This window comes from Pseudomonas sp. DF11 (assembly GCF_058148565.1).
In genome coordinates, this window is the sequence record NZ_JBYVYN010000004.1 from 418,910 (window position 1) to 445,152 (window position 26,243).

Genomic DNA, 26,243 nt, shown 5'->3' on the forward strand with positions numbered 1-26,243 from the left:
ACATCGGAGCCCGAAGACGCATGCCGCACACTAAAGATGATTTTCCCGACGCGCTGTACAGTGCCGCGCAAGTCCGGGCCCTCGACGCACAACTGATCGCGGCCGGCACCGCTGGCTTCGAATTGATGCAACGCGCTGCCCGTGCCACCTGGCGAGCGATCGTCCGGCGCTGGCCCGACGCTCGCGAGCTGACCGTGCTGGCCGGGCATGGCAACAATGCAGGTGATGGCTACCTGGTCGCGACCCTGGCCCGGCGCGCTGGCTGGTCGGTGCGGGTGCTGACGGTGGGCGAGCCCCGGCGATTGCAGGGCGACGCGGCCAATGCCCATGCCGAAGCCGTGGCGGTGGGCGTGCCGATGGAGCCGTGGTCGGATGAGGCGCAGTTGCGTGGCGTATTGCTGGACGCGCTGCTGGGCACGGGCCTGAGTGGCGATGTGCGCGAGCCTTATGTGCAGGCCATCGATACGATCAATGTCAGCGGCCTGCCGGTCGCGGCGGTGGATATCCCCTCGGGGTTGTGCGCCGACACCGGGCGGGTGCTGGGCACGGCGGTGGCGGCTGACCTGACCGTGACCTTCATTGGCCTGAAAGTGGGCCTGTTTACCGGCGAAGCGGCGGACCGGGTCGGTGAACTGGTATTCAATGATCTGCACGCCGACCCAGATATTGTTGAAGCCGCACCGGCCAGTGCTCGACTGCTCTTACCCCATAATCTGCCACGTCTGACACCTCGCGCTGCCACGTCCCACAAAGGCAAGTTCGGTCACGTGCTGTTGATCGGTGGTGACCGGGGCTTTGGCGGTGCGATCCAGATGAGTGCCGAAAGCGCCCTGCGTTGTGGCGCGGGCATGGTGTCGATGGCGACTCGCTGCGAGCATGTATCGGCTGCGCTGACCCGTTTGCCCGAAGTCATGGTGCAGGGCACCCATTCGGCGAATCAATTGATGGGTTTGCTCCGACAGGCCAGCGTACTGGTGGTCGGGCCAGGTCTTGGGCAAGCTGCCTGGGGGCGTAGCCTGTTGTCGGCGGCGGCCAATGCGTCGCTGCCGCAAGTGTGGGATGCCGACGCGTTGAACCTGTTGAGCAACGGCGACGTTGGTTTGCCCGAGCAGTGTGTCATCACCCCGCACCCGGGCGAGGCGGCGCGATTGCTGGGGATATCCACGGCCCAGGTGCAGGCCGATCGTCCGGCGGCGGCCCATGCATTGAGTCAGAAATTCACCGCCACGGTGATCCTCAAGGGCGCCGGCAGCCTGATTGCCAGCCCGGACGGTCGTCTGGCGGTTTGCAGCCAGGGCCATCCGGCCATGGCCACGGCCGGCCTGGGGGATGTGTTGGCCGGCGTGGTCGGAGCCTTGCTCGCCCAAGGCCTGGACGGTTTCGAGGCCGCATGCCTGGCTATCTGGCTGCATGCCAGTGCCGGCGCCCAGGCCGGTCGCGGGGGCCGGGGATTGGCGGCGACCGATCTGATCCCGACCATTCGTCAGTTGTTGGAGGAGCATTCACCGTGTCTGAAGTAACCCTGTACGTGGCCGACGAACACGCCATGACACAATTTGGCGCTCGCATCGCACAAATCACCGCCGGCCATGGCCTGATTTTTCTCGAAGGCGACCTTGGCGCGGGGAAAACTACCTTGTCCCGTGGCATCATTCGCGGCCTCGGACACGTCGGCTCCGTCAAAAGCCCCACGTTCACCCTGGTCGAGCCCTACGAGATCGGCGATATCCGCGCCTTCCATTTCGACCTGTATCGACTGGTGGATCCTGAGGAGTTGGAGTTTCTCGGTATTCGCGATTATTTCGAAGATGACGCCTTGTGCCTGATCGAATGGCCCCAGAAGGGTGCAGGCTTTTTGCCAAAGCCCGACCTGACCATTACCATTGGCGCGCAGAACGGCGGGCGTTCGCTGAAACTGACGCCGCAAGGCTCGCGTGGCGAGTCGTGGTGTGCCGCTTTGGCATTGGAAACTAATTAATGATGGGGTTTGGTATGCGCTTTCGCGCGGTGGTTGCTGTCGTAGGACTGTTGCTTACGGCACTGGCCGTCGATGCTGTGGCCGAGACAAAGGTCAACAGCGTTCGCCTCTGGCGGGCGCCGGACAACACACGGCTGGTGTTCGACCTGACGGGCCCGGTGCAGCACAGCGTATTCACCCTGACCGCCCCGGATCGCCTGGTGATCGACATCAATGGTGCGACCCTGGGCGCGCCATTGAACGTGGCGACCGCCAACACGCCGATTACCGCGATGCGCTCGGCCCAGCGCACGCCGACCGATCTGCGGGTGGTCATCGACCTGAAAAAAGCCGTGACCCCGAAAAGCTTCACCCTGGCTCCCAACGCCCAATATGGCAATCGGCTGGTGGTGGACCTGTTCGACAACCCGGCCGATGCGGCGCCACCTCCACCGCCGCCGACCAATGTCGCCACGGTTCCAGCGGTGCCGGTGACCCCGACCGAACCTGCGCTCAAGCTGCCACCGGCGCCAGCCGGCAAGCGCGACATCATCGTGGTGATCGATGCCGGTCACGGCGGCGAAGACCCCGGGGCCTCGGGCTCGCGCGGGCAACGTGAAAAAGACGTGGTGCTGTCCATCGCCCGCGAATTGCAGCGCCAGGTCAATGGCATGAAAGGCTTCCGTGCCGAGCTGACCCGTACCGGCGACTACTTCATTCCCCTGCGCGGGCGTACCGAAATCGCCCGCAAGAAGGGCGCCGACCTGTTTGTCTCCATCCACGCCGACGCCGCGCCTTCGGCCGCTGCGTTCGGGGCCTCGGTGTTTGCCCTGTCCGACCGTGGCGCCACCTCCGAGACCGCCCGTTGGCTGGCCGACAGCGAAAACCGTTCCGACCTGATCGGCGGTGCCGGCAACGTCAGCCTCGACGACAAGGATCGGATGCTCGCCGGCGTATTGCTCGATCTGTCGATGACGGCCTCGTTGACCTCCAGCCTGAACGTCGGCCAGAAAGTCTTGAGCAACATCGGTCGCGTCACGCCGCTGCACAAGCAGCGCGTCGAACAGGCCGGGTTCATGGTGCTCAAGTCGCCGGACATCCCATCGATCCTGGTGGAAACCGGCTTCATCTCCAACGCCAACGAAGCGTCCAAGCTGTCCTCCGCCAATCATCAACAGGCGCTGGCCCGCTCGATCAGCAGTGGCGTGCGGCAGTTCTTCCAGCAGAACCCACCGCCAGGCACCTACATTGCCTGGCTGCGCGATTCCGGCAAGATCGCCCAGGGCCCGCGGGACCATCGGGTCAATCCCGGCGAAACCCTGGCGATGATCGCCGTGCGTTACCAGGTGTCGCCCGCGACCTTGCGTAGCGCCAACAACCTCAAGAGCGATGAGCTCAAGATCGGCCAGACCCTGACCATTCCCGGCAATGACGTGGCGGTTCAGCAATGAGTGATGAAGTGATCGGCAGCAACGCCCGCATCGAGCTGCTCAGCCCCCGGCTGGCGAACCAGATCGCCGCCGGCGAAGTGGTCGAGCGGCCGGCGTCGGTCATCAAGGAGTTGCTGGAAAACAGCCTCGACTCTGGGGCCAGGCGCATCGATGTGGATGTCGAGCAAGGCGGCGTCAAGCTGCTGCGGGTGCGCGATGACGGCGGCGGTATTTCTTCCGAGGACCTGCCGCTGGCCCTGGCGCGTCACGCCACCAGCAAGATTCGCGACCTGGAAGACCTCGAGCGGGTCATGAGCCTGGGCTTTCGTGGTGAGGCGCTGGCGTCCATCAGTTCGGTGTCGCGCCTGACACTCACTTCCCGTACCCGCGACGCCGAGCAGGCCTGGCAGGTCGAGACCGAAGGCCGGGACATGGCCTCTCGCGTGCAGCCCGCGGCTCATCCGGTGGGCACCTCGGTGGAAGTGCGCGACCTGTTCTTCAACACCCCGGCCCGGCGCAAGTTCCTCAAGGCCGAGAAGACTGAATTCGATCATCTGCAAGAAGTCATCAAGCGCCTGGCCCTGGCGCGTTTTGATGTGGCGTTTCATTTGCGCCACAACGGCAAGACCATCCTCAGCCTGCACGAGGCCCACGACGATGCGGCCCGCGCCCGGCGGGTTGGGGCGGTGTGCGGTGCCGGTTTCCTGGAACAGGCGTTGCCCATCGAGGTGGAGCGCAATGGCCTGCGCCTGTGGGGGTGGGTCGGGCTGCCGACTTTTTCCCGCAGCCAGGCGGACTTGCAGTATTTCTACGTGAACGGTCGGGCGGTGCGCGACAAGCTGGTGGCCCACGCGGTGCGCCAGGCTTATCGCGACGTGCTGTTCAACGGTCGGCATCCGACCTTCGTGCTGTTTTTCGAAGTCGATCCGGCGGTGGTGGATGTCAACGTGCACCCGACCAAGCATGAAGTGCGCTTTCGCGACGGGCGCATGGTCCACGATTTCCTCTACGGCACCTTGCACCGTGCCTTGGGCGATGTGCGTCCGGAAGATCAATTGGCGGCTCCGGCGGCAGTGGCTGGCATGGTCCGGCCAACGGGGCTGGAGGCGGGCGAGTTCGGCCCGCAGGGCGAAATGCGCCTGGCGGCCAACGCGCTGCTGGAGCAGCCCCAGTCGCAACCGAGCTACAACACGGCCGGTAGCGGTGCTGGCAGCGGCTATCAGTATCAATACACCCCGCGCCCGCAATCCAGCGTGCCGGCGGCCGAGGCTCAGGCGGCCTATCGCGAGTTCTTCAAACCCTTGCCTGAACCCGGAGCGGTGGCATTGCCCGACGGCCAGGGCGATATCCCGCCGCTGGGCTATGCCCTGGCGCAACTCAAGGGAATTTATATCCTCTCGGAAAACGCCCAGGGCCTGGTCCTGGTGGACATGCACGCGGCCCACGAGCGAATCATGTACGAGCGGTTGAAAATCGCCATGGCCAGCGAAGGCCTGAGCGGCCAGCCGCTGTTGGTGCCCGAATCCCTGGCGGTCAGCCAGCGCGAAGCCGATTGCGCCGAAGAGCATGTGAGCTGGTTCCAGCGTCTGGGCTTCGAGTTGCAACGCCTGGGCCCGGAAACCCTGGCGATCCGCCAGATTCCGGCGTTGTTGAAACAGGCCGAGGCCAACCGCCTGGTCAGTGACGTACTGGCGGACCTGATGGAATACGGCACCAGCGACCGGATCCAGGCGCACCTGAACGAACTGCTCGGCACCATGGCCTGCCACGGCGCGATCCGCGCCAACCGGCGCCTGGCCCTGCCGGAAATGAACGGTCTGCTGCGAGACATGGAAAACACCGAGCGCAGCGGCCAATGCAACCATGGCCGGCCAACCTGGACCCAACTGGGCCTGGATGACCTGGACAAACTGTTCCTGCGCGGTCGTTGATGAGCCAGTTGCCACCCGCGATTTTCCTGATGGGGCCGACCGCCGCCGGCAAGACCGACCTGGCCATCGAATTGACCAAGGTGTTGCCTTGCGAGTTGATCAGCGTCGATTCGGCCCTGGTATACCGGGGTATGGACATCGGCACCGCCAAGCCGTCGAAAGAGCTGCTGGCCGAATATCCCCATCGCCTGATCGATATCCTCGACCCGGTCGAAGCCTACTCGGCCGCGGACTTTCGCCGTGATGCCCTCCAGGCCATGGCCGAGATCACCGCGCGGGGCAAGATTCCGCTGCTGGTGGGCGGCACGATGCTGTACTACAAGGCCCTGGTCGAGGGATTGGCGGACATGCCGGCGGCCGACCCCGAGGTGCGCGCGCAGATTGAAGAAGAGGCCGCGCGCCTGGGTTGGCAGGCCCTGCATGAGCAATTGGCGGTCATCGATCCGGAGTCGGCGGCGCGTATTCACCCCAATGACCCGCAGCGGCTCAGTCGGGCCCTGGAGGTTTATCGGGTCAGCGGCCAGAGCATGACGGCCCTGCGCCAACGACAATCTGCGCAAAGTACTGAAGCAGCCGCTTCGGGACTGCAACAATTGCCCTATACTGTCGCGAATCTGGCCATCGCTCCGGCGAACCGGCAAGTGCTGCATCGGCGAATTGAACAAAGATTCACATTAATGTTGGAACAGGGGTTCATAGACGAGGTCGTAGCCCTGCGTGAGCGAAGTGACCTGCATCCCGGGTTGCCGTCTATACGTGCGGTAGGTTATCGACAAGTCTGGGATTACCTGGACGGCAAGCTGACGTCAGCCGAGATGCAGGAGCGTGGGATCATTGCCACGCGCCAATTGGCGAAACGCCAGTTCACCTGGCTGCGCAGCTGGACTGACCTGCATTGGCTCGACAGTCTCGATTGCGACAATCTGCCACGCGCCTTGAAATACCTTGGGACCATCTCCATATTGAGCTGAGTCCTTGCAATTGCCGTCTATCCTTGGGGGTGTGACGGCCCAAGCCATCTGATTCCGATTTTTATAATTGATCCTTAAAGGAGTGCGGCACATGTCAAAAGGGCATTCGCTACAAGACCCTTACTTGAACACTTTACGTAAAGAGAAAGTTGGGGTGTCCATCTATCTGGTCAACGGGATCAAACTGCAAGGCACGATCGAGTCTTTCGACCAGTTCGTCATCCTTCTGAAAAACACCGTCAGCCAGATGGTCTACAAGCACGCGATCTCTACAGTAGTGCCAGTTCGTCCAATTCGTCTGCCTAGCGCAACCGAATCCGAAGGCGGTGACGCTGAACCGGGTAACGCCTGATAGGAGCCTCCTTTGTTCTTTGAGCGCCACGGTGGTGGTGAACGGGCCATTCTCGTTCACTTGGATGGACAGGACCCTGAGGCGCGCGAAGATCCGCAGGAGTTTCAGGAATTGGCACTTTCGGCCGGCGCCGAGACCGTCGCGTTTTTCAGCGTGCCGCGTCATCGGCCAACCGCCAAGTTCCTGATCGGCAGTGGCAAGGTCGAGGAGTTGCGCGACCTGGTCAAGGCCGAGCAGGTCGACCTGGTGATTTTCAATCACATCCTCACGCCCAGTCAGGAACGTAACCTCGAACGTGTCTTCGAGTGTCGCGTGATCGACCGTACGGGGTTGATCCTCGATATCTTCGCCCAACGCGCCCGCACCCATGAAGGCAAGCTCCAGGTCGAACTGGCCCAGCTTGAGCACATGAGTACGCGGCTGGTTCGCGGCTGGACCCACCTTGAGCGGCAGAAGGGCGGTATCGGCCTGCGCGGCCCGGGTGAAACCCAGCTGGAAACCGACCGGCGCCTGTTGCGGGTTCGCCTGCGCCAGATCAAGGGGCGTCTGGAAAAGGTCCGCAGCCAGCGCGAGCAGTCGCGACGCGGCCGCAAGCGCGCAGATATCCCGACGGTTTCACTGGTGGGCTATACCAACGCCGGCAAATCGACTCTGTTCAATAACGTCACCCAATCCGACGTCTACGCCGCCGACCAGTTGTTCGCCACGCTCGACCCGACCCTGCGCCGGCTCGACCTGGACGACCTCGGGCCGATCGTGCTGGCCGACACCGTAGGCTTCATCCGTCACCTGCCGCACAAGCTGGTCGAGGCTTTCCGGGCTACGCTCGAAGAGTCGAGCAACTCCGACCTGCTGCTGCACGTGATCGATGCCGCCGAACCGGACCGGATGCTGCAGATCGAGCAGGTGATGGTGGTGCTGGGCGAGATCGGAGCCCAGGACTTGCCGATCCTCGAGGTATACAACAAACTCGATTTGCTCGAAGGCGTGGAGCCGCAGATCCAGCGCGATGCCGATGGCAAGCCGCAAAGGGTCTGGCTGTCGGCCCGTGATGGCACCGGCCTGGACCTGCTCAAGCAGGCCGTGGCCGAGCTGTTGGGCAACGATCTGTTTGTCGGCACCCTGAAGTTGCCGCAACGTTTCGCCCGGCTGCGTGCGCAGTTTTTCGAGCTGGGGGCCGTGCAAAAAGAAGAACACGACGACGAAGGCGTCTGCCTGCTGGCTGTTCGCCTGCCTCGGTCGGAGCTCAACCGGCTGGTCAGCCGCGAAGGGCTGCAACCGATGGAATTCATCGAGCAACACACTTTGCAATAAAAGCCTGAGAAAGCTGTGTCAGGCATTCTGTAGCATTGGTCGGCGCGCCGTGGGTGCGTCTTTGCTTTATCAGATGGAGAGCGCTATGGCTTGGAATGAGCCGGGTGGCAACTCGAATAATCAGGATCCTTGGGGTGGCAAGCGTCGTAACAACGGCGACCGCAAGGGGCCGCCGGATCTCGACGAGGCCTTCCGAAAGCTGCAGGAAAGCCTGAACGGTTTGTTCGGTGGTGGTAAAAAACGCGGTGACGAGGGTGGTGGTCGTCCGGGCAAGGGCGGCGGTTTCGGCCTGCTCGGCATCGGCCTCGTCGTGCTGGCGGCTGTCTGGCTATACAGCGCGGTCTATGTCGTGGACGAGCAGGAGCAGGCCGTGGTGCTGCGCTTCGGCAAGTACTACGAGACGGTTGGCCCGGGCCTGAACATCTATTTCCCGCCGATCGACCAGAAGTACATGGAAAACGTCACGCGTGAGCGGGCGTATACCAAGCAGGGCCAGATGCTGACCGAAGACGAGAACATCGTCGAAGTGCCGCTGACCGTGCAATACAAGATCACCAACCTGCAGGACTTCGTGCTGAACGTCGACCAGCCGGAAATCAGCCTGCAGCACGCGACCGAAAGCGCCTTGCGCCATGTGGTGGGTTCCACCGCCATGGACCAGGTGCTGACTGAAGGTCGTGAACTGATGGCCAGCGAAATCAAGGAGCGCCTGCAACGGTTCCTCGATACCTATCGCACCGGTATCACCGTGACCCAGGTCAACGTCCAGAGCGCAGCGGCACCGCGTGAGGTCCAGGAAGCCTTCGACGACGTGATCCGTGCCCGTGAAGACGAGCAGCGTTCGCGTAACCAGGCCGAAACCTATGCCAACGGCGTCGTGCCGGAAGCCCGTGGCCAGGCCCAGCGCATCATCGAGGATGCCAACGGTTATCGCGACGAAGTGGTCTCCCGCGCCAAGGGTGAGGCTGATCGCTTCACCAAGCTGGTGGCCGAGTATCGCAAGGCCCCTGAAGTGACCCGCCAGCGTCTGTACCTGGACACCATGCAGGAAGTCTTCAGCAACACCAGCAAGGTCCTCGTGACCGGCAACAAGAACGGCCAGAGCAATCTGCTGTACCTGCCACTGGACAAGATGGTCGAGAGCGGTCGCAACACCAGCGTGCCAGCGACCAGTTCGGCGGCCGCCACCAATGAAGCCAACGCTCGTGCGGCGGCGGATCTGCAGCAACAGCAAGCACGTACCAGGGAGAGTCGCTGATGAGCAATAAATCGCTGATCGCCCTTATTGTCGGTGTCGTCGTGGCGATCGCTGCCTGGAACTGCTTCTACATCGTGGCTCAGACCGAGCGTGCGGTGTTGCTGCAATTCGGTCGCGTGGTCCAGGCTGATGTCCAGCCGGGGCTGCATGTGAAGGTGCCGTACGTCAACAAGGTGCGCAAGTTCGACGCCCGCCTGATGACGCTGGACGCACCGACGCAACGCTTCCTGACGCTGGAAAAGAAAGCCGTGATGGTCGACGCCTATGCCAAGTGGCGCGTGAAGGATGCCGAGCGCTTCTACACCGCGACCTCGGGTTTGAAGCAGATCGCCGACGAGCGCTTGTCCCGTCGCCTGGAATCGGGCCTGCGGGACCAGTTCGGTAAGCGCACATTGCATGAAGTGGTGTCCGGTGAGCGTGATGCGCTCATGGCCGACATCACCCGTTCGCTGAACTCGATGGCGGAAAAAGAGCTGGGTATCGAAGTGGTCGATGTCCGGGTCAAGGCCATCGACCTGCCGAAGGAAGTGAACCGCAGCGTGTTCGAGCGCATGAGCACCGAGCGTGAGCGTGAAGCCCGCGAGCACCGTGCCAAGGGTAACGAGCTGGCCGAAGGCATCCGTGCCGACGCCGATCGTCAACGCCGTGTGCTGCTGGCCGAAGCCTATCGTGAATCGGAAGAGGTCCGTGGTGATGGTGATGCCCAGGCCGCTTCGATCTATGCCAAGGCCTACGGTCAGGATCAGGAGTTCTACGCGTTCTATCGTAGCCTGCGTGCCTACCGTGAAAGCTTCGCGAACAAATCCGACGTCCTGGTCCTGGACCCAAGCAGCGACTTCTTCCACTACCTGGAAAAGTCCAAGCCTTGATGCGACGTTGACCTGAGACACTCCGCCCGGCGGCTAAAGCGTCGGGCGGGGTGATCCTTTGGGAAAACGTGTGTATGATGCGGCAGCCGGGAAATTCCCGGCTTTTTTGCGTCTGCACGTTTGATTGCGGTTTTGGTTGCAGGCGTCGGGTTGAACGACTCGACAGGTTTTTCGAGGAAAGCGCTGGGCGAGGCCGATTGCGGGCCATTCGTCACGTCGCTCATGCGCGTGTTTTGCGTGTGGGCCAGGCGTTTTCTGCTTCACTCAAGGCTTGCCCGAGGGCTGGCCGCCCGGACCATAGGGGAATGGCGTAATGGCAACGGTAGACCGCTGGCTGCTGCCAGATGGCATCGAAGAAGTACTGCCACCGGAAGCTGCGCGTATCGAAGTAGCGCGTCGGCAGGTGTTGGATCTGTTCCAGAGTTGGGGTTACGAGTTCGTCGTCACCCCGCATATCGAGTACCTGGAATCCCTGCTCACCGGTGCGGGCCAGGACCTGGACCTGCGCACCTTCAAGGTTATCGACCCGCAGTCGGGCCGGCAGATGGGTTTTCGTGCGGACATCACGCCGCAGGTGGCGCGCATCGATGCCCACACCCTGCGCCGCGAAGGTCCGAGCCGCCTGTGCTACGCCGGCAGTGTGCTGCATGCCCAGCCGCGTGCCTTGTCGTCTTCACGCAGCCCGATCCAACTGGGCGCCGAGTTGTATGGCGACGCCAGCCCGAGCAGCGACGTAGAAGTCATCAGCCTGATGTTGGCCATGCTGCAACTGGCTGATGTGCCGGATGTCCACATGGACCTGGGGCATGTCGGCATCTATCGCGGCCTGGCGCGTGCGGCCGGTTTGTCCGGCGAAGTGGAGCAACAGTTGTTCGATGCCCTGCAACGCAAGGCCATCGACGAAGTCATCAGCCTGACAGAGGGCCTGCCGGCCGATCTGTCGGACATGCTGCGGGCGCTGGTGGACCTGTGTGGCGGACGTGAGGTATTGACCGCTGCCCGTGAGCGCCTGGCTCGTGCGCCGGCGCCTGTATTGGCGGCGCTGGACGACTTGCTGGCGATTGCCGAGCGTCTGTCGGTGCGCTTCCCTGAGTTGTCGCTGTATTTCGACCTGGGTGAGTTGCGCGGTTATCACTACCACACCGGCGTGGTATTCGCCGTGTTCGTCCCGGGCGTGGGCCAGTCCATCGCCCAGGGCGGCCGTTATGACGACATAGGTGCCGACTTCGGTCGTGCCCGTCCGGCGACCGGTTTCTCTACCGATTTGAAAACCCTGGTGACCCTGGGGCGTGCTGAAGTCGAGCTACCGTCTGGCGGTATCTGGATGCCTGACAGTACGGATGCGGCACTCTGGCAAGCAGTCTGCCAGTTGCGCAGTGAGGGTCAGCGTGTCGTCCAGGCCTTGCCTGGGCAACCATTGGCCGCCGCCCGTGAAGCGGACTGCGACCGGCAATTGATTCAGCAGAACGGGCTTTGGCAAGTATTGCCGCTGGCTTCTTGAGTTTTCCTGCCGGCCGCGGCCGGCACCAAGTTTGCGCGAATGAGGACAAGTGTTATGGGTAAGAATGTCGTAGTCCTGGGCACCCAGTGGGGTGATGAGGGCAAAGGCAAGATCGTTGATCTGCTGACCGAACATGCTGCCGCCGTAGTGCGCTACCAGGGTGGCCACAACGCAGGTCACACCTTGGTGATCGACGGTGAAAAAACCGTCCTGCACCTGATCCCCTCGGGCGTGCTGCGCGAAGGCGTCCAGTGCCTGATCGGCAACGGTGTGGTGGTTGCTCCCGACGCCTTGCTGCGGGAAATCATCAAGCTGGAAGAAAAAGGTGTACCGGTGCGCGAGCGCCTGCGTATCAGCCCGTCCTGCCCGCTGATCCTGTCCTATCATGTTGCGCTGGACCAGGCCCGTGAAAAGGCCCGTGGCGAGCTGAAGATCGGCACCACCGGTCGCGGCATCGGCCCGGCCTACGAAGACAAGGTGGCCCGTCGTGGCCTGCGCATCGGTGACCTGTTCCACCGTGAGCGTTTCGCCGCCAAGCTGGGCGAGTTGCTGGACTACCACAACTTTGTCCTGGTCAATTACTACAAAGAGCCGGCCATCGACTTCCAGAAAACCCTGGACGAGTGCATGGAGTACGCCGAGCTGCTCAAGCCGATGATGCTCGACGTCACTGCCGAACTGCACGAGCTGCGTCGTGCCGGCAAGGACATCATGTTCGAAGGTGCCCAGGGTTCGTTGCTGGACATCGACCACGGCACCTACCCGTACGTCACCAGCTCCAACACCACCGCCGGCGGCATCGCCACCGGTTCGGGGTTCGGCCCGATGTACCTGGACTACATCCTGGGCATCACCAAGGCCTACACCACTCGCGTGGGTTCCGGTCCGTTCCCGACTGAGCTGTTCGACGACGTTGGTGCCTTCCTGGCCAAGCGTGGCCACGAGTTCGGTGCTACCACTGGCCGTGCCCGTCGTTGCGGCTGGTTCGATGCCGTCATCCTGCGTCGCGCCATCGACGTCAACAGCATCTCGGGCCTGTGCCTGACCAAGCTGGACGTGCTGGACGGCCTGGAAACCATCAACATCTGTGTGGGCTACAAGAACCAGGACGGCGCCGTCATCGACGCTCCGACCGACGCCGACAGCTACATTGGCCTGGAGCCGGTGTACGAGCAGATGCCTGGCTGGACTGAATCGACCGTGGGTGCCAAGACCCTGGAGGAACTGCCTGTAGCGGCTCGCAACTACATCAAGCGCGTCGAAGAGTTGGTCGGTGCGCCGATCGACATTATTTCGACGGGGCCGGACCGCAACGAAACCATCGTTCTGCGTCATCCGTTTGCCTGATAAGTCATTGATGTAAAACACAAAGGACCCTCGTTTGGGTCCTTTGTCGTTTCTGGTTGCCGCACGGCACGACACTTGCTATGCATCTTCATTAAGGCACCGCTTCCATAAGTGCCATCAAATTAATGGCGTTTGGTAGAGGGATTTCACGTGTCGGCCGTTCTCTCACTGTTACAAAGCCGTTTGTTGCGGCCTGTGTTCATTACCCTCGGTATCGCCCTTTTGGTGCAGGTACTGGTGGCCGTTGCGCTGACCCGAAGCACGGTCACGGCGCTAGAAGCCGACCTCGGTGCGCGGCTGGGGGCTGACAGCCAGAAGCTTTCCGGCGAGCTGGAGCAGGCGGGGCGTGAAGTCACGTCGAGCCTGGATAGTCTTTCTGCCAATACCCGCCAGCGGCTCAACGCCGGGTTGTCGGCTCGCCTGAAGGATGAGCAGGCGCAACTGCGTGGGACACTGGAGAAGGACTTGAGGGATTCCGCCAATGATATGGCGCAACTCCTGGCTTCCGTCGCTCCTCGCGCCATGTGGGACAGCGACGTGCCCACGCTCTCCGAATTCGCCCGTCGGGCCCAGCGCAATCCCAATGTGCTGTTTGTCATTTATGACGACGCGAATGGTGAGCACCTCACCCGCTACCTGAACCGGGAAAACCCGATCAACAAGGCGCTGCTGGAAAAAGGCAAGGGCGAGCGGGCATTGGACAAGGTGCTGGATGCGGCGAAGAACGACCCTTCCGTGTATTACCTTGAAGCGTCGATCAATCCCAACGGCGTGGAGATCGGCAAAGTATTGATGGGGGTTTCCACGGCTGCCGTTGAAACCGATCTGAAGGCGCTGGACCAGCGCTTCTCGGCCTTGATCGCCAGCAGCGACCAGTTGGTCGGCGACAGCCTCAAGGGGGCGGCAGCCGACAGCGCCACCGCCATGCGTGGTCGCCTGGAGTCGGCCCAGGCCACCGCCACGCAGATGCAGACCAACACCGCCACCACCGTGCAGGAAGCTGCGGCTACCCTGCGCTGGCGCATCGGCCTGGGCTTGGCGCTGGTGGGCTTTGGCGTGCTGGCGCTGCTGGCTGTGGTGCTGGGGCGTCGGGTGGTCAATCGCTTGAAGCTGCTGATCGCGGCCATGAACGACCTGGCGGCGGGCGAGGGTGACCTGACCAAGCGCGTGCAAATCAACAGCAAGGACGAAATCGGCGACATGGCTTCGGCGGTCAATCGCTTTGTGGATAAGTTGCAGCCCATCGTGCGCGAGGCGGGTGATGTGGCCCAGCGTACCGGTGTGGAAATCGGTGCGATGACCTTGCGTAACTCCGGTGCCGACGCGGCGGCCGGGATGCAGCGTGATGAAGTGGCCGAGAGTCTGCGTGCACTGTCGCAAATGGCTGATGAAGCTCAGTCGGAAAGCCAGGCGATGCAGGCGGCTTTGCAGCAGGTCGTAGAGATTCGCCAGGCCACCGATGAAAACACCCGCACTTCGGCCAAGGTCAGTGGCTTGATCGAGGCGCTGGCTGGGCAGGTGGACACAGGGGCGAAAGTGATCGAGCGGCTGGCGCAGCAAAGCGAGCAGATCGAAGTGGTGTTGACGGTGATCCATGGCATCGCCGAGCAGACTAACTTGCTGGCCTTGAACGCGGCCATCGAGGCGGCGCGGGCAGGGGAAACCGGGCGCGGGTTTGCCGTGGTGGCGGATGAGGTGCGGGCATTGGCGAGCAAGACCCAAAGCTCGACGGGCGATATACAGGCGCATATCGTGGCCTTGCAGCAGGGGGCTCGCGAGGCCGTGGCTGCGATTGGCCAGGCTGGGCGCCAGGCCAGCGAGGGGTTGTTGGTGCTGCGAGACAGCGCGCGGTTGCAGCAGTCGGTGCAGGCCTCTGTAGAGCAGGTGCATGCGGCGATTGGCCTGGCGACTCAAGCGGCGGCCCATCAGGCCCAGGGTGCGCAAGCAGTGCGTGGGCGGGTGGAGACCATTCACGCCCAGGCTGAGAAAGCGGCCCAGGCTGTGGTCGAGACTACGGCCAGCGGTAAAGTGCTGGATAGTTTGGCGGCGCAGTTGAAGGCGAGTTTGGGGCAGTTCAGGGCCTGATCGGGTTTGCGCAGGCTTATGCGCGACCAAAACCTGTGTGGGAGCGAGCTTGCTTTGATTGAGTACATATCCATTTCTGCGGTAACGGCCGCTTAGGGTTCCGCCCTTACGGCGGGTCACTTTCGAAAAGCCGGAATGCCGGCCCAGGCGAAAGTAACCAAAGCGCTCATGCCCCACCACTCGGCACCTCGCCTAGGCTCGGTGTGCCCTCACTCCGGCATTGCTCCGTGGGCCCGCCGCGAAGGACCATCCATGGTCCAGCGCGGCTATCCCGGCATCCATGCCGGGATGCCCACTACGCAATGCCTGCGTTCGGCCAGCGTGGTTAACGGGGCGCCGAGATCAACGTCCACCCCACCACGAGGCGGCCTGACAGCCGACCTGGTTCTTCCCGGTGGTACACCAATCAGATTTTGTGGGAGCAAAGCTTGCTCGAGGCGGCCTTACGGCCGACCTGTCTCTCCGGTCGTGCCTCCATCAGGCCTGGTTCGGTCGGGGAGGGCTTTGTCCTCCAGGGGAGCAAAGGTTCAGATGGTAGAAACGCAAAAACCCGCTTTCGCGGGTTTCTGTGAGGTTCAAGGTCGTGACCTTGAAGCTTGAATTGGTGCCCAGAAGAAGACTCGAACTTCCACGACCTTGCGGTCACCAGCACCTGAAGCTGGCGTGTCTACCAATTTCACCATCTGGGCAGCATCTTCAGCGTTGCCGCTGTTGATGTGGCGCACTATACGGAGCGCGTTTTGATCTGTAAACCCCTGTTTTTGTTTTAGTAATTGCCAAACGCAATTCCAGGGGGGTAGAAATGCAAAAACCCGCTTTCGCGGGTTTTTGTTGGGCTTGCAGGTCATTGACCTGTTGCTCGAAATTGGTGCCCAGAAGAAGACTCGAACTTCCACGACCTTGCGGTCACCAGCACCTGAAGCTGGCGTGTCTACCAATTTCACCATCTGGGCAGTATCGGCAACGTGTGTACGTCGTCGATGGCGCGCACTATACGGAGCGTGTTTTTAACTGTAAACCCCTCCTGAGAAAAAAACCGCTAAATTTCACGAGCGGTGCTTTTCCGGGGCTTCAAAGGCAGGCCAAATCGATCTGGAAAAGCCATTGCATGTTTGAAATTTCCCGTTTCATTAAGCCTATGCCAAACTAACCCGCATATAGACAAGGTGAAAACTCTCTAATGGCCGATTGGCAGTCCCTCGATCCCGAGGCCGCTCGTGAAGCGGAAAAATATGAAAACCCTATTCCTAGTCGCGAACTGATCCTGGCGCATCTCGCCGATCGGGGTTCGCCTGCTAGCCGCGAACAGTTGGTCGAAGAGTTCGGTCTGACCACCGAGGACCAGCTCGAAGCCCTGCGCCGCCGTCTGCGCGCCATGGAGCGCGATGCTCAACTGATCTACACCCGGCGCGGTACCTATGCGCCGGTGGACAAGCTCGACCTGATCCTGGGCCGCATCGCCGGCCACCGTGACGGCTTCGGTTTCCTGATCCCGGACGACGGTAGCGACGACCTGTTCATGAGCCCGGCGCAAATGCGCCTGGTGTTCGATGGTGACAGGGCCCTGGCCCGCGTGTCCGGTCTGGACCGCCGCGGTCGTCGTGAAGGCGTGATCGTCGAAGTGGTGTCCCGTGCCCATGAAAGCATCGTAGGCCGTTACTTCGAAGAAGGCGGCATCGGTTTTGTTGTGCCGGATAACCCGAAGGTCCAGCAGGAAGTGCTGATTACCCCGGGTCGTAATGGCGCGGCCAAGGTGGGTCAGTTCGTCGAGGTGAAAATCACCCATTGGCCAACTGCGCGCTTCCAGCCACAGGGCGATATCGTCGAAGTGGTCGGCAACTACATGGCGCCGGGCATGGAAATCGACGTTGCGCTGCGCACCTACGACATTCCTCACGTCTGGCCCGAGGCAGTGCTCAAGGAAGCCGCCAAGCTCAAGCCGGAAGTCGAAGAGAAAGACAAAGAAAAACGCATCGACCTGCGCCATCTACCGTTCGTCACCATCGACGGCGAAGATGCCCGCGACTTCGACGATGCGGTCTACTGCGAAGCCAAGCCCGGCAAGCTGCGCCTGTTCTCCGGTGGCTGGAAGCTGTTCGTCGCGATTGCCGACGTGTCCAGCTACGTGAAGATCGGTTCGGCCCTGGATAACGAAGCCCAGGTGCGCGGCAACTCCGTGTATTTCCCTGAACGCGTGATCCCGATGCTGCCTGAGCAGTTGTCCAACGGCCTGTGTTCGTTGAATCCGAAAGTCGACCGTTTGGCCATGGTTTGCGAGATGACCATCTCCAAGACCGGCGAAATGACCGACTACCAGTTCTACGAAGCGGTGATCCACTCTCAGGCGCGTCTGACCTACAACAAGGTCAGCACCATCCTGGAGACGCCGAAGAGCAGTGAAGCCAAGGCGCTGCGTGCCGAATACGCTGGCGTGGTGCCGCACCTCAAGCAGTTGTACTCGCTGTACAAGGTGTTGCTGGGTGCCCGTCACGTGCGTGGCGCGATCGATTTCGAGACCCAGGAAACCCGGATTGTCTTCGGTTCCGAGCGCAAGATCGCCGCAATCACCCCGACGACCCGTAACGATGCGCACAAGCTGATCGAAGAGTGCATGCTGGCGGCCAACGTGGCCACTGCGGAGTTCCTCAAGAAGCACGAGATTCCCGCCTTGTATCGCGTGCACGACGGTCCGCCGCCGGAGCGCCTGGAAAAACTGCGCGCTTTCCTCGGCGAGCTCGGCCTGTCCCTGCACAAGGGCAAGGACGGCCCGACGCCGAAGGACTACCAGGCGCTGCTGGCCAGCATCAAGGACCGCCCGGATTACCATGTGATCCAGACGGTGATGCTGCGCTCGCTGAGCCAGGCGGTGTACAGCGCCGACAACCAGGGCCACTTTGGTCTGAATTACGAGGCGTACACCCACTTCACCTCGCCGATCCGCCGTTATCCGGACCTGCTCACGCACCGCGCGATCCGCAGCGTGATCCATTCCAAGCAGAACACCCCGCACGTCAAGCGCGCCGGTGCCATGACCATTCCGAAGGCACGGATCTATCCGTACGACGAAGCGGCCCTGGAACAGTTGGGCGAGCAATGCTCCATGAGCGAGCGCCGCGCCGACGAAGCCACGCGTGACGTGGTGAACTGGCTCAAGTGCGAGTTCATGAAAGACCGCGTGGGCGAGTCGTTCCCAGGCGTGATCACGGCGGTGACCGGCTTTGGTTTGTTTGTCGAACTGACCGACATCTACGTCGAGGGCTTGGTGCACGTCACCGCCTTGCCGGGTGATTACTATCACTTTGATCCTGTGCACCACCGCCTGGCGGGCGAGCGCACCGGCCGCAGCTTCCGTCTGGGCGACACCGTGGAAGTGCAGGTCATGCGCGTCGACCTCGATGAGCGCAAGATCGACTTCGGAATGTCTGACAAGCCCGCCGAAGCACCGACTGGCCGTAAAAAGCGTGGCGGCGAGACCGCAGCGCCTGCGACCAAGGGCAAAGGTAAAGGTGCTCCTGCCAAGACCGCAGAGCCTGAGCCAGCCAAGGCCGGTCGTCGTTCTTCCGTCAAGGACAAGGCTCCCGAAGCCTACCGCCCCAGCGACGCAGCGGCGAAGAATGCCGAACTGCGCAGGAGCCGCGAGTTGAAGCAGCAGTTGCTCAACGAAGCCAAAAGCGGTGGTAAAGCGGCGTCTGGGGGAAAGTCCCACGGGGCGGAAAAGTCGTCGAGCAAGCCGAGCAAGCACCGTAAAGGCCCGCCGAAAGCGGGCTCAGCCCCTGCCAAGAGCGGCGGGGCGCGTAAACCCAAGGCCAAGTCATGAGTCAGTTGGAAAAAATCTACGGCGTGCATGCCGTGGAAGCGTTGTTGCGTCATCACCCCAAGCGGGTCAAGCAGATCTGGTTGGCGGAAGGCCGTAGCGATCCGCGGGTCCAGACCCTGGTCGAACTCGCCAACGAAAGCCGCGTCGCGGTCGGCCAGGCCGAACGGCGCGAGATGGATGCCTGGGTCGAAGGCGTGCACCAGGGCGTCGTGGCCGAGGTCAGCCCGAGCCAGGTCTGGGGCGAAGCGATGCTCGACGAACTGCTCGATCGCACCGAGGGCGCGCCCTTGCTGCTGGTGCTCGATGGCGTGACCGACCCACACAACCTGGGCGCCTGCCTGCGTTCGGCAGATGCCGCCGGTGCGTTGGCGGTGATCGTGCCCAAGGACAAGTCGGCCACCTTGACGCCAGTGGTGCGTAAAGTCGCCTGCGGCGCCGCAGAAGTGATTCCGTTGGTGGCGGTGACCAACCTGGCGCGCACCCTGGAAAAACTCCAGCAGCGCGGTCTGTGGGTAGTCGGCACGGCGGGCGAGGCCGAGGTCAGCATCTATGACCAGGACCTGACCGGCCCGACGATCCTGATCATGGGGGCCGAAGGCAAGGGCATGCGCCGCCTGACCCGCGAGCATTGCGATTACCTGGTCAAGTTGCCGATGGCTGGCAGCGTCAGCAGCCTCAACGTCTCGGTGGCGACTGGGGTGTGCCTGTTCGAAGCGCTGCGCCAGCGTAGCGTCAAGGCTGTCGCCAAAAAGCCTTAAGCCAGACGCAAATCAATTGTGGGAGCGGGCTTGCTCGCGAAAGCGGAGTGTCATTCGGCAAATAGGCTGAATGTCGGACCGCTTTCGCGAGCAAGCCCGCTCCCACATTGTTTGTGTTGAGGTGAGGATCGGCGGCTGTTCAAATAATCGCCAATTACCTTGCGCCTCCCTCGACCCTTCTCTACAATTGCGCCCCTTGCTGTGATGGCAGGCACTTATGTGTCTAGCGTCCACAAGTCCATAAGTGTCATTCACTCCTTGTCTGACCGTTTTTGAGCGGCAGGCTACAACCCGTAAGGAGCATTCATGCGTCATTACGAAATCATCTTTTTGGTCCACCCGGATCAAAGCGAGCAAGTCGGCGGCATGGTTGAGCGTTACACCAAGCTGATCGAAGAAGACGGCGGCAAAATCCACCGTCTGGAAGATTGGGGCCGTCGTCAACTGGCCTACGCAATCAACAATGTTCACAAGGCTCACTACGTGATGCTGAACGTTGAATGCACTGGCAAGGCCCTGGCCGAGCTGGAAGACAACTTCCGCTACAACGATGCAGTGATCCGTAACCTGGTCATCCGTCGCGAAGAAGCCGTCACCGGCCAATCCGAGATGCTCAAGGCTGAAGAAAACCGCAGTGAGCGCCGTGAGCGTCGCGACCGTCCTGAGCACTCTGACAGCGCCGATGGCGATGACAGCGATAGCGACAGCGACAACAGCGATAACGCTGACGAGTAATCCACGGACCTTTTAAGGAGCCAATCACATGGCACGTTTCTTCCGTCGTCGTAAATTCTGCCGCTTCACCGCTGAAGACGTGAAAGAGATCGATTACAAAGATCTCAACACTCTGAAAGCCTACGTATCCGAGACCGGCAAAATCGTTCCAAGCCGTATCACCGGTACCAAAGCTCGTTATCAGCGTCAGCTGGCCACCGCTATCAAGCGCGCCCGCTTCCTGGCCCTGCTGGCCTACACCGACAGCCACGGCCGCTGAGACCGGGCAGTCGACGAGTAGTAAGGGATTGAATGCATGCGCGCCTTAGCTGACTTCATCATGCGGGGACGTGTGCAGGCCACGTTGGTTGTGGCCGGATCCGCGGCATTGCCGCTGTTGTTCTGGTTGAGTGCCGCCGCTGGGTGCCTTGTGCTCCTGCGGCGCGGTTCGGACGCCTTGAGCGTCCTGGGTGTCGGGTTGTTATCGGCGTTGGTGAGCTGGTACTTCCTGAAGGACCCGACAACACTCCTGGTGTTGCTCGGGGCTAGTGGCCTGGCGTTGGTTTTGCGCGCCGGCCATACCTGGAACCGCGTGCTGCTGTGCAGCGTGGCCGTGGGGTTGTTGGGCGCGGTGAGCCTGGGGACTGTATTTGGTTCCTTCATCGAGTCACTGGCGCAGACGTTCGAACACGTCCTGCCGCTGGCGATGGGTGAGGTCTACGAGACATTCTCGGCAGACCAGAAGGCATTTCTCGCCGCACTGAGCGCTCCGCTGATGATCATCTCGATAGCGTCTTCGCTGCAGATCTTTAGCGTGCTGTGCCTGATTCTTGGGCGCTATTGGCAGGCGTCGTTGTATAACCCCGGTGGTTTCGGTCGCGAGTTTCGCGCCATCCGATTCCCCAAGAGCGTGGCGCTGTCACTGCTGGCCGTCATGTGTGTGGCTCCGTTTTTCGGGCTGCATGCACTGATCCTGTTGCCGTTGTGCAGTGTACCGCTGGTCTTCGCCGGCCTGGCCCTGATTCACGGGCTGGTGGCGCAGAAACGACTGGCCTCGTTCTGGCTGGTGGGGATATACGTGACGTTGCTGCCTTTCATGCACTTGCTCGGTCCGTTGCTCGTGGTCATGGCCATCGTCGACAGCCTGATTGATTTTCGCGGTCGTATGGCGCCGAAAGACGCCGACAACGCGAACGGTGAAGGTTAAAAGTTAGAGGATTTTCACATGCAACTGATCCTTCTGGAAAAAATCGCCAACCTGGGCAACCTGGGCGACAAAGTAAACGTTAAGGCCGGCTACGGTCGTAACTACCTGCTGCCTTTCGGCAAAGCCACCGCTGCGACCGCTGCCAACCTGGCTGCGTTCGAAGAGCGTCGCGCTGAGCTGGAAAAAGCCGCCGCAGACCGTAAAGCATCGGCTGAAAGCCGTGCTGCCCAACTGGCCGAGCTGGAAGTGACCATCACTGCCACCGCTGGCGACGAAGGCAAGCTGTTCGGTTCGATCGGTACTCACGACATCGCTGACGCACTGACCGCCTCTGGCGTTGAAGTTGCCAAGAGCGAAGTTCGTCTGCCGAACGGCACCATCCGCAACGTAGGCGAATTCGACGTAGCCGTGCACCTGCACGCCGAAGTTGAAGCCACCGTACGCGTTGTCGTGGTAGCAGCCTAAGCAACACCTGTCGGCTGGCACCCTCGGGTGCTTGCCGGTAACATCGGGCACGATCCTGTTTACAGGTCGTGCCCTTTGTCTTTCTGCAATTGCTGAATTTCATAACCAGACGTGGCCATGAACGAAATCACCGCTCCCGAGCAATACGATCTGCAAACCGCTGCCCTGAAGGTACCTCCGCATTCCATCGAGGCCGAACAGGCCGTGCTCGGTGGCCTGATGCTGGACAACAACGCCTGGGAACGCGTGCTCGATCAAGTCTCCGACGGCGATTTCTACCGGCATGACCACCGCCTGATTTTCCGTGCGATCGCCAGGCTGGCCGATCAGAACATGCCGATCGACGTCGTCACCCTGGCCGAGCAATTGGACAAGGAAGGGCAGACATCCCAGGTCGGCGGCCTCGGTTACCTGGGCGAACTGGCGAAAAACACGCCGTCTGTCGCCAACATCAAGGCCTATGCGCAGATCGTCCGCGAACGGGCGACGTTGCGTCAGTTGATCGGCATCAGCACCGAGATCGCCGACAGCGCCTTCAACCCGGAAGGCCGCACCGCCGCCGAGATCCTCGACGAAGCCGAACGGCAGATCTTCCAGATCGCCGAGGCTCGGCCGAAAACCGGCGGCCCGGTCAGCGTCAACGACCTGTTGACCAAGGCCATCGACCGCATCGATACCTTGTTCAACACCGACAACGCCATCACTGGCCTGTCCACCGGCTACACCGACCTCGACGAGAAGACCAGTGGCCTGCAGCCGTCCGACCTGATCATCGTCGCCGGCCGTCCGTCCATGGGTAAGACCACCTTTGCGATGAACCTGGTGGAAAACGCCGTGCTGCGCAGCGACAAGGCCGTGCTGGTGTACTCCCTCGAGATGCCAGGCGAATCGCTGATCATGCGTATGCTCTCGTCCCTGGGGCGTATCGACCAGACCAAGGTCCGTTCCGGCCAACTGGAAGACGACGATTGGCCGCGCCTGACATCGGCGGTCAACCTGCTCAACGACCGCAAGCTGTTCATCGACGATACCGCCGGTATCAGCCCATCGGAGATGCGCGCCCGAACCCGTCGCCTGGTGCGTGAGCACGGTGATATCGCGCTGATCATGATCGACTACCTGCAATTGATGCAGATCCCCGGTTCCAGCGGCGACAATCGGACCAACGAGATTTCCGAAATCTCCCGGTCCCTCAAGGCCCTGGCCAAGGAATTCAACTGCCCGGTGGTGGCACTTTCCCAGTTGAACCGTTCCCTGGAGCAGCGCCCCAACAAGCGCCCGGTGAACTCCGACTTGCGGGAATCCGGAGCGATCGAGCAGGACGCCGACGTCATCATGTTCGTCTACCGCGACGAGGTGTATCACCCTGAGACGGAACACAAGGGCATCGCCGAAATCATCATCGGCAAGCAGCGGAACGGTCCGATCGGCTTCATTCGCCTGGCGTTCATCGGTAAATACACCCGATTCGAGAACCTGGCGCCGGGTAGCTACAATTTTGATGACGATGAGTAAGTTCGTCGTCGTCTGATCCGGCCTCATCGCGAGCAGGCTCGCTCCCACATTGGATCGCATTCCCCCTGAAGGAACTCGGTCAACTGTGGGAGCGAGCCTGCTCGCGATAGGTGCGCCACCGATTTCCGACCATAGCCGTCGGAATTGGTTAATTTTTGTGCTATATTCCGCGCCCGCGATTTTTCATCCTTTATACCGGTCATCGACATGCAAGCAGCCAAGCCGTTATTTGACTATCCCAAGTACTGGGCCGAATGTTTCGGTCCGGCGCCGTTCCTGCCCATGAGCAGGGAGGAGATGGATCAGCTTGGCTGGGATTCCTGCGACATCATCATCGTGACCGGTGATGCCTATGTCGATCACCCGTCGTTCGGCATGGCGATCATTGGCCGTTTGCTGGAAGCCCAGGGCTTTCGCGTCGGGATCATTGCCCAGCCGAACTGGCAGTCCAAAGACGACTTCATGAAGCTTGGCGAGCCCAACCTGTTTTTCGGCGTCGCGGCCGGCAACATGGACTCGATGATCAACCGCTACACCGCCGACAAGAAAATCCGCTCCGACGACGCCTACACCCCCGGTGGCCTGGCGGGCAAGCGTCCGGACCGTGCGAGCCTGGTCTACAGCCAGCGCTGCAAGGAAGCCTACAAGCATGTGCCGATCGTGCTCGGCGGCATCGAAGCCTCGCTGCGCCGTATCGCCCATTACGATTACTGGCAGGACCGGGTGCGCAACTCGATCCTGATCGACGCCTGCGCCGACATCCTGCTCTACGGCAACGCCGAGCGGGCGATTGTCGAAGTCGCCCAGCGCCTGTCCTACGGCCACAAGATCGAAGACATCACCGATGTGCGCGGCACGGCGTTCATCCGTCGCGACACCCCGCAAGGCTGGTACGAAGTCGATTCCACGCGTATCGACCGCCCGGGCAAGATCGACAAGATCATCAACCCGTATGTGAATACCCAGGACACTGCTGCTTGCGCCATCGAGCAGGAGAAGGGGCCGGTTGAGGATCCGAGCGAAGCCAAGGTCGTGCAGATCCTGGCGAGCCCGAAGATGACCCGCGACAAAACCGTGATTCGCCTGCCATCGGTGGAAAAGGTTCGTGGTGACGCGGTGCTGTACGCCCACGCCAACCGTGTACTTCACCTGGAAACCAACCCGGGCAACGCCCGTGCCCTGGTGCAGAAACACGGCGAGGTCGATGTCTGGTTCAACCCGCCGCCCATTCCGATGACTACCGAGGAAATGGACTACGTGTTTGGCATGCCTTACGCACGTGTCCCGCACCCGGCTTATGGCAAGGAAAAGATCCCGGCCTACGAGATGATCCGTTTTTCGGTGAACATCATGCGTGGCTGCTTCGGCGGCTGTACCTTCTGCTCGATCACCGAGCACGAGGGCCGGATCATCCAGAACCGTTCTGAAGAATCGATCATTCGCGAGATCGAAGAGATCCGCGACAAGGTCCCGGGGTTTACCGGCGTTATTTCCGACCTCGGCGGCCCGACCGCGAACATGTACCGCATCGCCTGCAAGAGCCCGGAAATCGAATCCGCGTGCCGCAAGCCATCGTGCGTGTTCCCCGGCATCTGCCCGAACCTCAATACCGACCATTCTTCGCTGATCCAGCTGTACCGCAGCGCCCGTGCCTTGCCTGGGGTGAAGAAGATCCTGATCGCCTCCGGCCTGCGTTACGACCTGGCGGTCGAGTCGCCGGAATACGTCAAGGAACTGGTGACCCACCACGTTGGTGGTTATCTGAAGATTGCCCCGGAGCACACCGAGGAAGGCCCGCTCAACCAGATGATGAAGCCGGGCATCGGCAGCTATGACAAATTCAAGCGGATGTTTGAGAAGTACACCAAGGAAGCCGGGAAGGAGCAGTACCTGATTCCGTACTTCATCGCCGCCCACCCGGGCACCACCGACGAAGACATGATGAACCTGGCCTTGTGGCTCAAGAGCAACGGTTTCCGCGCCGACCAGGTGCAGGCGTTCTACCCGTCGCCGATGGCTACCGCGACCGCCATGTACCACTCGGGCAAGAACCCGCTGCGCAAGGTCACCTACAAGAGCGACGCGGTGACCATCGTCAAGAGCGAGGAGCAGCGCCGCCTGCACAAGGCCTTCCTGCGCTATCACGACCCCAAGGGCTGGCCGATGCTGCGTGAGGCGCTGACCCGCATGGGCCGCGCCGACCTGATCGGGCCGGGCAAGAACCAGCTGATTCCGTTGCACCAGCCGGCCACCGACAGCTACCAGAGCGCCCGGCGCAAGAACTCGACGCCGGCTGGCAGCCACAAGGTGGGCAAGGAAACCACCAAGATCCTGACCCAGCACACCGGTCTGCCACCGCGTGCCAGTGACGGCGGCAACCCGTGGGACAAGCGCGAGCAAGCCAAGGCCGCGGCATTTGCCCGTAACCAGCAGGCCGCCAAGGAACGCAAGGACGCCGCCAAGGGCAAAGGTCCGAAGCCGGCGCGCAAGCCTGTCGTGCCACGCTGATCCTTGAGCGACAACGTAAAACGCCAGCCTTGAGTGCTGGCGTTTTGCTTTCTAGCGACGGTGCTGGCTGTTTGTTATCGTGGCGCCCGCCAATACCAGCCAGTTGAGCCGGACACCGCTCTTGTGGCGAGGGGATTTATCCCCGCTGGGCTGCGCAGCAGCCCCAAAAATCTGCCGCCTCGGTGGGGCAGGCTGATTGTGTTAAACCTGTTTTAGGGCTGCTGCGCAGCCCTGCGGGGATAAA

At 61.7% G+C, this 26,243-nt stretch carries 20 protein-coding genes, 2 tRNA genes and 1 pseudogene; 21 read left to right on the forward strand and 2 right to left on the reverse strand.

What is annotated here, in order from left to right; all coding sequences use genetic code 11:
• Positions 1 to 20: 20 nt before the first annotated feature.
• The 13 genes and pseudogenes from AC30D9_RS15345 to AC30D9_RS15405 all read left to right on the forward strand — a co-directional run bounded on the left by AC30D9_RS15345 (position 21) and on the right by AC30D9_RS15405 (position 15,015).
• Positions 21 to 1,520 carry an NAD(P)H-hydrate dehydratase gene (locus AC30D9_RS15345; RefSeq protein ID WP_490144336.1) on the forward strand — a complete coding sequence of 500 codons (1,500 nt, stop codon included), beginning with the start codon at positions 21 to 23 and terminating at the stop codon, positions 1,518 to 1,520.
• Positions 1,508 to 1,978, forward strand: coding sequence for a tRNA (adenosine(37)-N6)-threonylcarbamoyltransferase complex ATPase subunit type 1 TsaE (tsaE, locus tag AC30D9_RS15350; protein ID WP_109752159.1), 471 nt, complete (start codon positions 1,508 to 1,510; stop codon positions 1,976 to 1,978). Before AC30D9_RS15345 ends, tsaE begins: the two co-directional genes overlap by 13 nt.
• Entirely contained in the window at positions 1,978 to 3,408 is a 1,431-nt protein-coding gene (locus AC30D9_RS15355) for an N-acetylmuramoyl-L-alanine amidase (RefSeq protein ID WP_134922627.1), read from the forward strand. Before tsaE ends, AC30D9_RS15355 begins: the two co-directional genes overlap by 1 nt.
• Positions 3,405 to 5,318: a DNA mismatch repair endonuclease MutL gene (mutL, locus tag AC30D9_RS15360; RefSeq protein WP_490144337.1), complete on the forward strand. Its 1,914-nt coding sequence runs from the start codon at positions 3,405 to 3,407 to the stop codon at positions 5,316 to 5,318. The genes AC30D9_RS15355 and mutL overlap by 4 nt, the downstream gene beginning before the upstream one ends.
• Complete coding sequence (gene miaA / locus AC30D9_RS15365) at positions 5,318 to 6,289, forward strand: tRNA (adenosine(37)-N6)-dimethylallyltransferase MiaA (protein ID WP_134922629.1); 972 nt, start codon at positions 5,318 to 5,320, stop codon at positions 6,287 to 6,289. Before mutL ends, miaA begins: the two co-directional genes overlap by 1 nt.
• A 91-nt stretch (positions 6,290 to 6,380) precedes the next feature.
• Positions 6,381 to 6,641 (forward strand): RNA chaperone Hfq, encoded by a 261-nt coding sequence (hfq, locus tag AC30D9_RS15370; RefSeq protein ID WP_003186419.1) that lies wholly within the window; start codon positions 6,381 to 6,383, stop codon positions 6,639 to 6,641.
• A gap of 12 nt (positions 6,642 to 6,653) precedes the next feature.
• Positions 6,654 to 7,955, forward strand: a complete 1,302-nt coding sequence (gene hflX / locus AC30D9_RS15375) for a ribosome rescue GTPase HflX (RefSeq protein ID WP_134922630.1) — start codon at positions 6,654 to 6,656, stop codon at positions 7,953 to 7,955.
• A gap of 85 nt (positions 7,956 to 8,040) precedes the next feature.
• Positions 8,041 to 9,213 carry an FtsH protease activity modulator HflK gene (gene hflK, locus AC30D9_RS15380; RefSeq protein WP_490144338.1) on the forward strand — a complete coding sequence of 391 codons (1,173 nt, stop codon included), beginning with the start codon at positions 8,041 to 8,043 and terminating at the stop codon, positions 9,211 to 9,213.
• Positions 9,213 to 10,082 carry a protease modulator HflC gene (gene hflC / locus AC30D9_RS15385; RefSeq protein ID WP_109752165.1) on the forward strand — a complete coding sequence of 290 codons (870 nt, stop codon included), beginning with the start codon at positions 9,213 to 9,215 and terminating at the stop codon, positions 10,080 to 10,082. The genes hflK and hflC overlap by 1 nt, the downstream gene beginning before the upstream one ends.
• A 313-nt stretch (positions 10,083 to 10,395) precedes the next feature.
• Entirely contained in the window at positions 10,396 to 11,583 is a 1,188-nt protein-coding gene (locus AC30D9_RS15390; RefSeq protein ID WP_109752166.1) for an ATP phosphoribosyltransferase regulatory subunit, read from the forward strand.
• Between the two features lie 54 nt (positions 11,584 to 11,637).
• On the forward strand, positions 11,638 to 12,930 hold the full coding sequence (locus AC30D9_RS15395) for an adenylosuccinate synthase (RefSeq protein WP_003186407.1): 1,293 nt from the start codon (positions 11,638 to 11,640) through the stop codon (positions 12,928 to 12,930).
• A gap of 1,125 nt (positions 12,931 to 14,055) precedes the next feature.
• Positions 14,056 to 14,109: pseudogene (locus tag AC30D9_RS15400) on the forward strand (hypothetical protein); the annotation flags it as partial.
• A gap of 201 nt (positions 14,110 to 14,310) precedes the next feature.
• Positions 14,311 to 15,015: a methyl-accepting chemotaxis protein gene (locus AC30D9_RS15405; protein ID WP_370873794.1), complete on the forward strand. Its 705-nt coding sequence runs from the start codon at positions 14,311 to 14,313 to the stop codon at positions 15,013 to 15,015.
• 602 nt (positions 15,016 to 15,617) lie between these two features.
• On the opposite strand, the gene AC30D9_RS15410 is transcribed toward AC30D9_RS15405, so the two are convergent.
• Both AC30D9_RS15410 and AC30D9_RS15415 read right to left on the reverse strand, forming a co-directional pair.
• Positions 15,618 to 15,704: transfer RNA gene (locus tag AC30D9_RS15410), tRNA-Leu, on the reverse strand.
• Positions 15,705 to 15,881: 177 nt separating this feature from the next.
• Positions 15,882 to 15,968 (reverse strand) — tRNA-Leu (locus tag AC30D9_RS15415).
• A 227-nt stretch (positions 15,969 to 16,195) separates the two neighbouring features.
• Here AC30D9_RS15415 and rnr point away from each other — a divergent pair.
• The 8 genes from rnr (at position 16,196) to AC30D9_RS15455 (ending at position 25,999) form a co-directional block, all read left to right on the forward strand.
• Positions 16,196 to 18,832 carry a ribonuclease R gene (rnr, locus tag AC30D9_RS15420; protein WP_134922633.1) on the forward strand — a complete coding sequence of 879 codons (2,637 nt, stop codon included), beginning with the start codon at positions 16,196 to 16,198 and terminating at the stop codon, positions 18,830 to 18,832.
• Entirely contained in the window at positions 18,829 to 19,590 is a 762-nt protein-coding gene (gene rlmB / locus AC30D9_RS15425) for a 23S rRNA (guanosine(2251)-2'-O)-methyltransferase RlmB (RefSeq protein ID WP_109752169.1), read from the forward strand. Before rnr ends, rlmB begins: the two co-directional genes overlap by 4 nt.
• 306 nt (positions 19,591 to 19,896) lie before the next feature.
• Positions 19,897 to 20,325, forward strand: coding sequence for a 30S ribosomal protein S6 (gene rpsF / locus AC30D9_RS15430; RefSeq protein ID WP_003186395.1), 429 nt, complete (start codon positions 19,897 to 19,899; stop codon positions 20,323 to 20,325).
• Between the two features lie 28 nt (positions 20,326 to 20,353).
• Positions 20,354 to 20,584 (forward strand): 30S ribosomal protein S18, encoded by a 231-nt coding sequence (gene rpsR, locus AC30D9_RS15435; RefSeq protein WP_002551829.1) that lies wholly within the window; start codon positions 20,354 to 20,356, stop codon positions 20,582 to 20,584.
• A 36-nt stretch (positions 20,585 to 20,620) separates the two neighbouring features.
• Positions 20,621 to 21,511, forward strand: a complete 891-nt coding sequence (locus tag AC30D9_RS15440; RefSeq protein WP_307575874.1) for a YybS family protein — start codon at positions 20,621 to 20,623, stop codon at positions 21,509 to 21,511.
• An 18-nt stretch (positions 21,512 to 21,529) separates the two neighbouring features.
• Positions 21,530 to 21,976: a 50S ribosomal protein L9 gene (rplI, locus tag AC30D9_RS15445; RefSeq protein ID WP_003186385.1), complete on the forward strand. Its 447-nt coding sequence runs from the start codon at positions 21,530 to 21,532 to the stop codon at positions 21,974 to 21,976.
• Positions 21,977 to 22,093: 117 nt separating this feature from the next.
• Positions 22,094 to 23,491, forward strand: a complete 1,398-nt coding sequence (gene dnaB, locus AC30D9_RS15450) for a replicative DNA helicase (RefSeq protein WP_027911801.1) — start codon at positions 22,094 to 22,096, stop codon at positions 23,489 to 23,491.
• 207 nt (positions 23,492 to 23,698) lie between these two features.
• Positions 23,699 to 25,999: a YgiQ family radical SAM protein gene (locus AC30D9_RS15455; RefSeq protein WP_109752171.1), complete on the forward strand. Its 2,301-nt coding sequence runs from the start codon at positions 23,699 to 23,701 to the stop codon at positions 25,997 to 25,999.
• The last annotated feature ends 244 nt before the right edge of the window (positions 26,000 to 26,243 follow it).

What these genes read in the sequence shown, in the direction of transcription:
- AC30D9_RS15345 (WP_490144336.1), top strand. Translation starts at nt 21, where the DNA reads ATGCCGCACACTAAAGATGATTTTCCCGACGCGCTGTACAGTGCCGCG.
- AC30D9_RS15355 (WP_134922627.1), top strand. Translation starts at nt 1,978, where the DNA reads ATGATGGGGTTTGGTATGCGCTTTCGCGCGGTGGTTGCTGTCGTAGGA.
- mutL (WP_490144337.1), top strand. Translation starts at nt 3,405, where the DNA reads ATGAGTGATGAAGTGATCGGCAGCAACGCCCGCATCGAGCTGCTCAGC.
- miaA (WP_134922629.1), top strand. Translation starts at nt 5,318, where the DNA reads ATGAGCCAGTTGCCACCCGCGATTTTCCTGATGGGGCCGACCGCCGCC.
- hfq (WP_003186419.1), top strand. Translation starts at nt 6,381, where the DNA reads ATGTCAAAAGGGCATTCGCTACAAGACCCTTACTTGAACACTTTACGT.
- hflK (WP_490144338.1), top strand. Translation starts at nt 8,041, where the DNA reads ATGGCTTGGAATGAGCCGGGTGGCAACTCGAATAATCAGGATCCTTGG.
- hflC (WP_109752165.1), top strand. Translation starts at nt 9,213, where the DNA reads ATGAGCAATAAATCGCTGATCGCCCTTATTGTCGGTGTCGTCGTGGCG.
- AC30D9_RS15390 (WP_109752166.1), top strand. Translation starts at nt 10,396, where the DNA reads ATGGCAACGGTAGACCGCTGGCTGCTGCCAGATGGCATCGAAGAAGTA.
- AC30D9_RS15395 (WP_003186407.1), top strand. Translation starts at nt 11,638, where the DNA reads ATGGGTAAGAATGTCGTAGTCCTGGGCACCCAGTGGGGTGATGAGGGC.
- AC30D9_RS15405 (WP_370873794.1), top strand. Translation starts at nt 14,311, where the DNA reads ATGGCTGATGAAGCTCAGTCGGAAAGCCAGGCGATGCAGGCGGCTTTG.
- rnr (WP_134922633.1), top strand. Translation starts at nt 16,196, where the DNA reads ATGGCCGATTGGCAGTCCCTCGATCCCGAGGCCGCTCGTGAAGCGGAA.
- rlmB (WP_109752169.1), top strand. Translation starts at nt 18,829, where the DNA reads ATGAGTCAGTTGGAAAAAATCTACGGCGTGCATGCCGTGGAAGCGTTG.
- rpsF (WP_003186395.1), top strand. Translation starts at nt 19,897, where the DNA reads ATGCGTCATTACGAAATCATCTTTTTGGTCCACCCGGATCAAAGCGAG.
- rpsR (WP_002551829.1), top strand. Translation starts at nt 20,354, where the DNA reads ATGGCACGTTTCTTCCGTCGTCGTAAATTCTGCCGCTTCACCGCTGAA.
- AC30D9_RS15440 (WP_307575874.1), top strand. Translation starts at nt 20,621, where the DNA reads ATGCGCGCCTTAGCTGACTTCATCATGCGGGGACGTGTGCAGGCCACG.
- rplI (WP_003186385.1), top strand. Translation starts at nt 21,530, where the DNA reads ATGCAACTGATCCTTCTGGAAAAAATCGCCAACCTGGGCAACCTGGGC.
- dnaB (WP_027911801.1), top strand. Translation starts at nt 22,094, where the DNA reads ATGAACGAAATCACCGCTCCCGAGCAATACGATCTGCAAACCGCTGCC.
- AC30D9_RS15455 (WP_109752171.1), top strand. Translation starts at nt 23,699, where the DNA reads ATGCAAGCAGCCAAGCCGTTATTTGACTATCCCAAGTACTGGGCCGAA.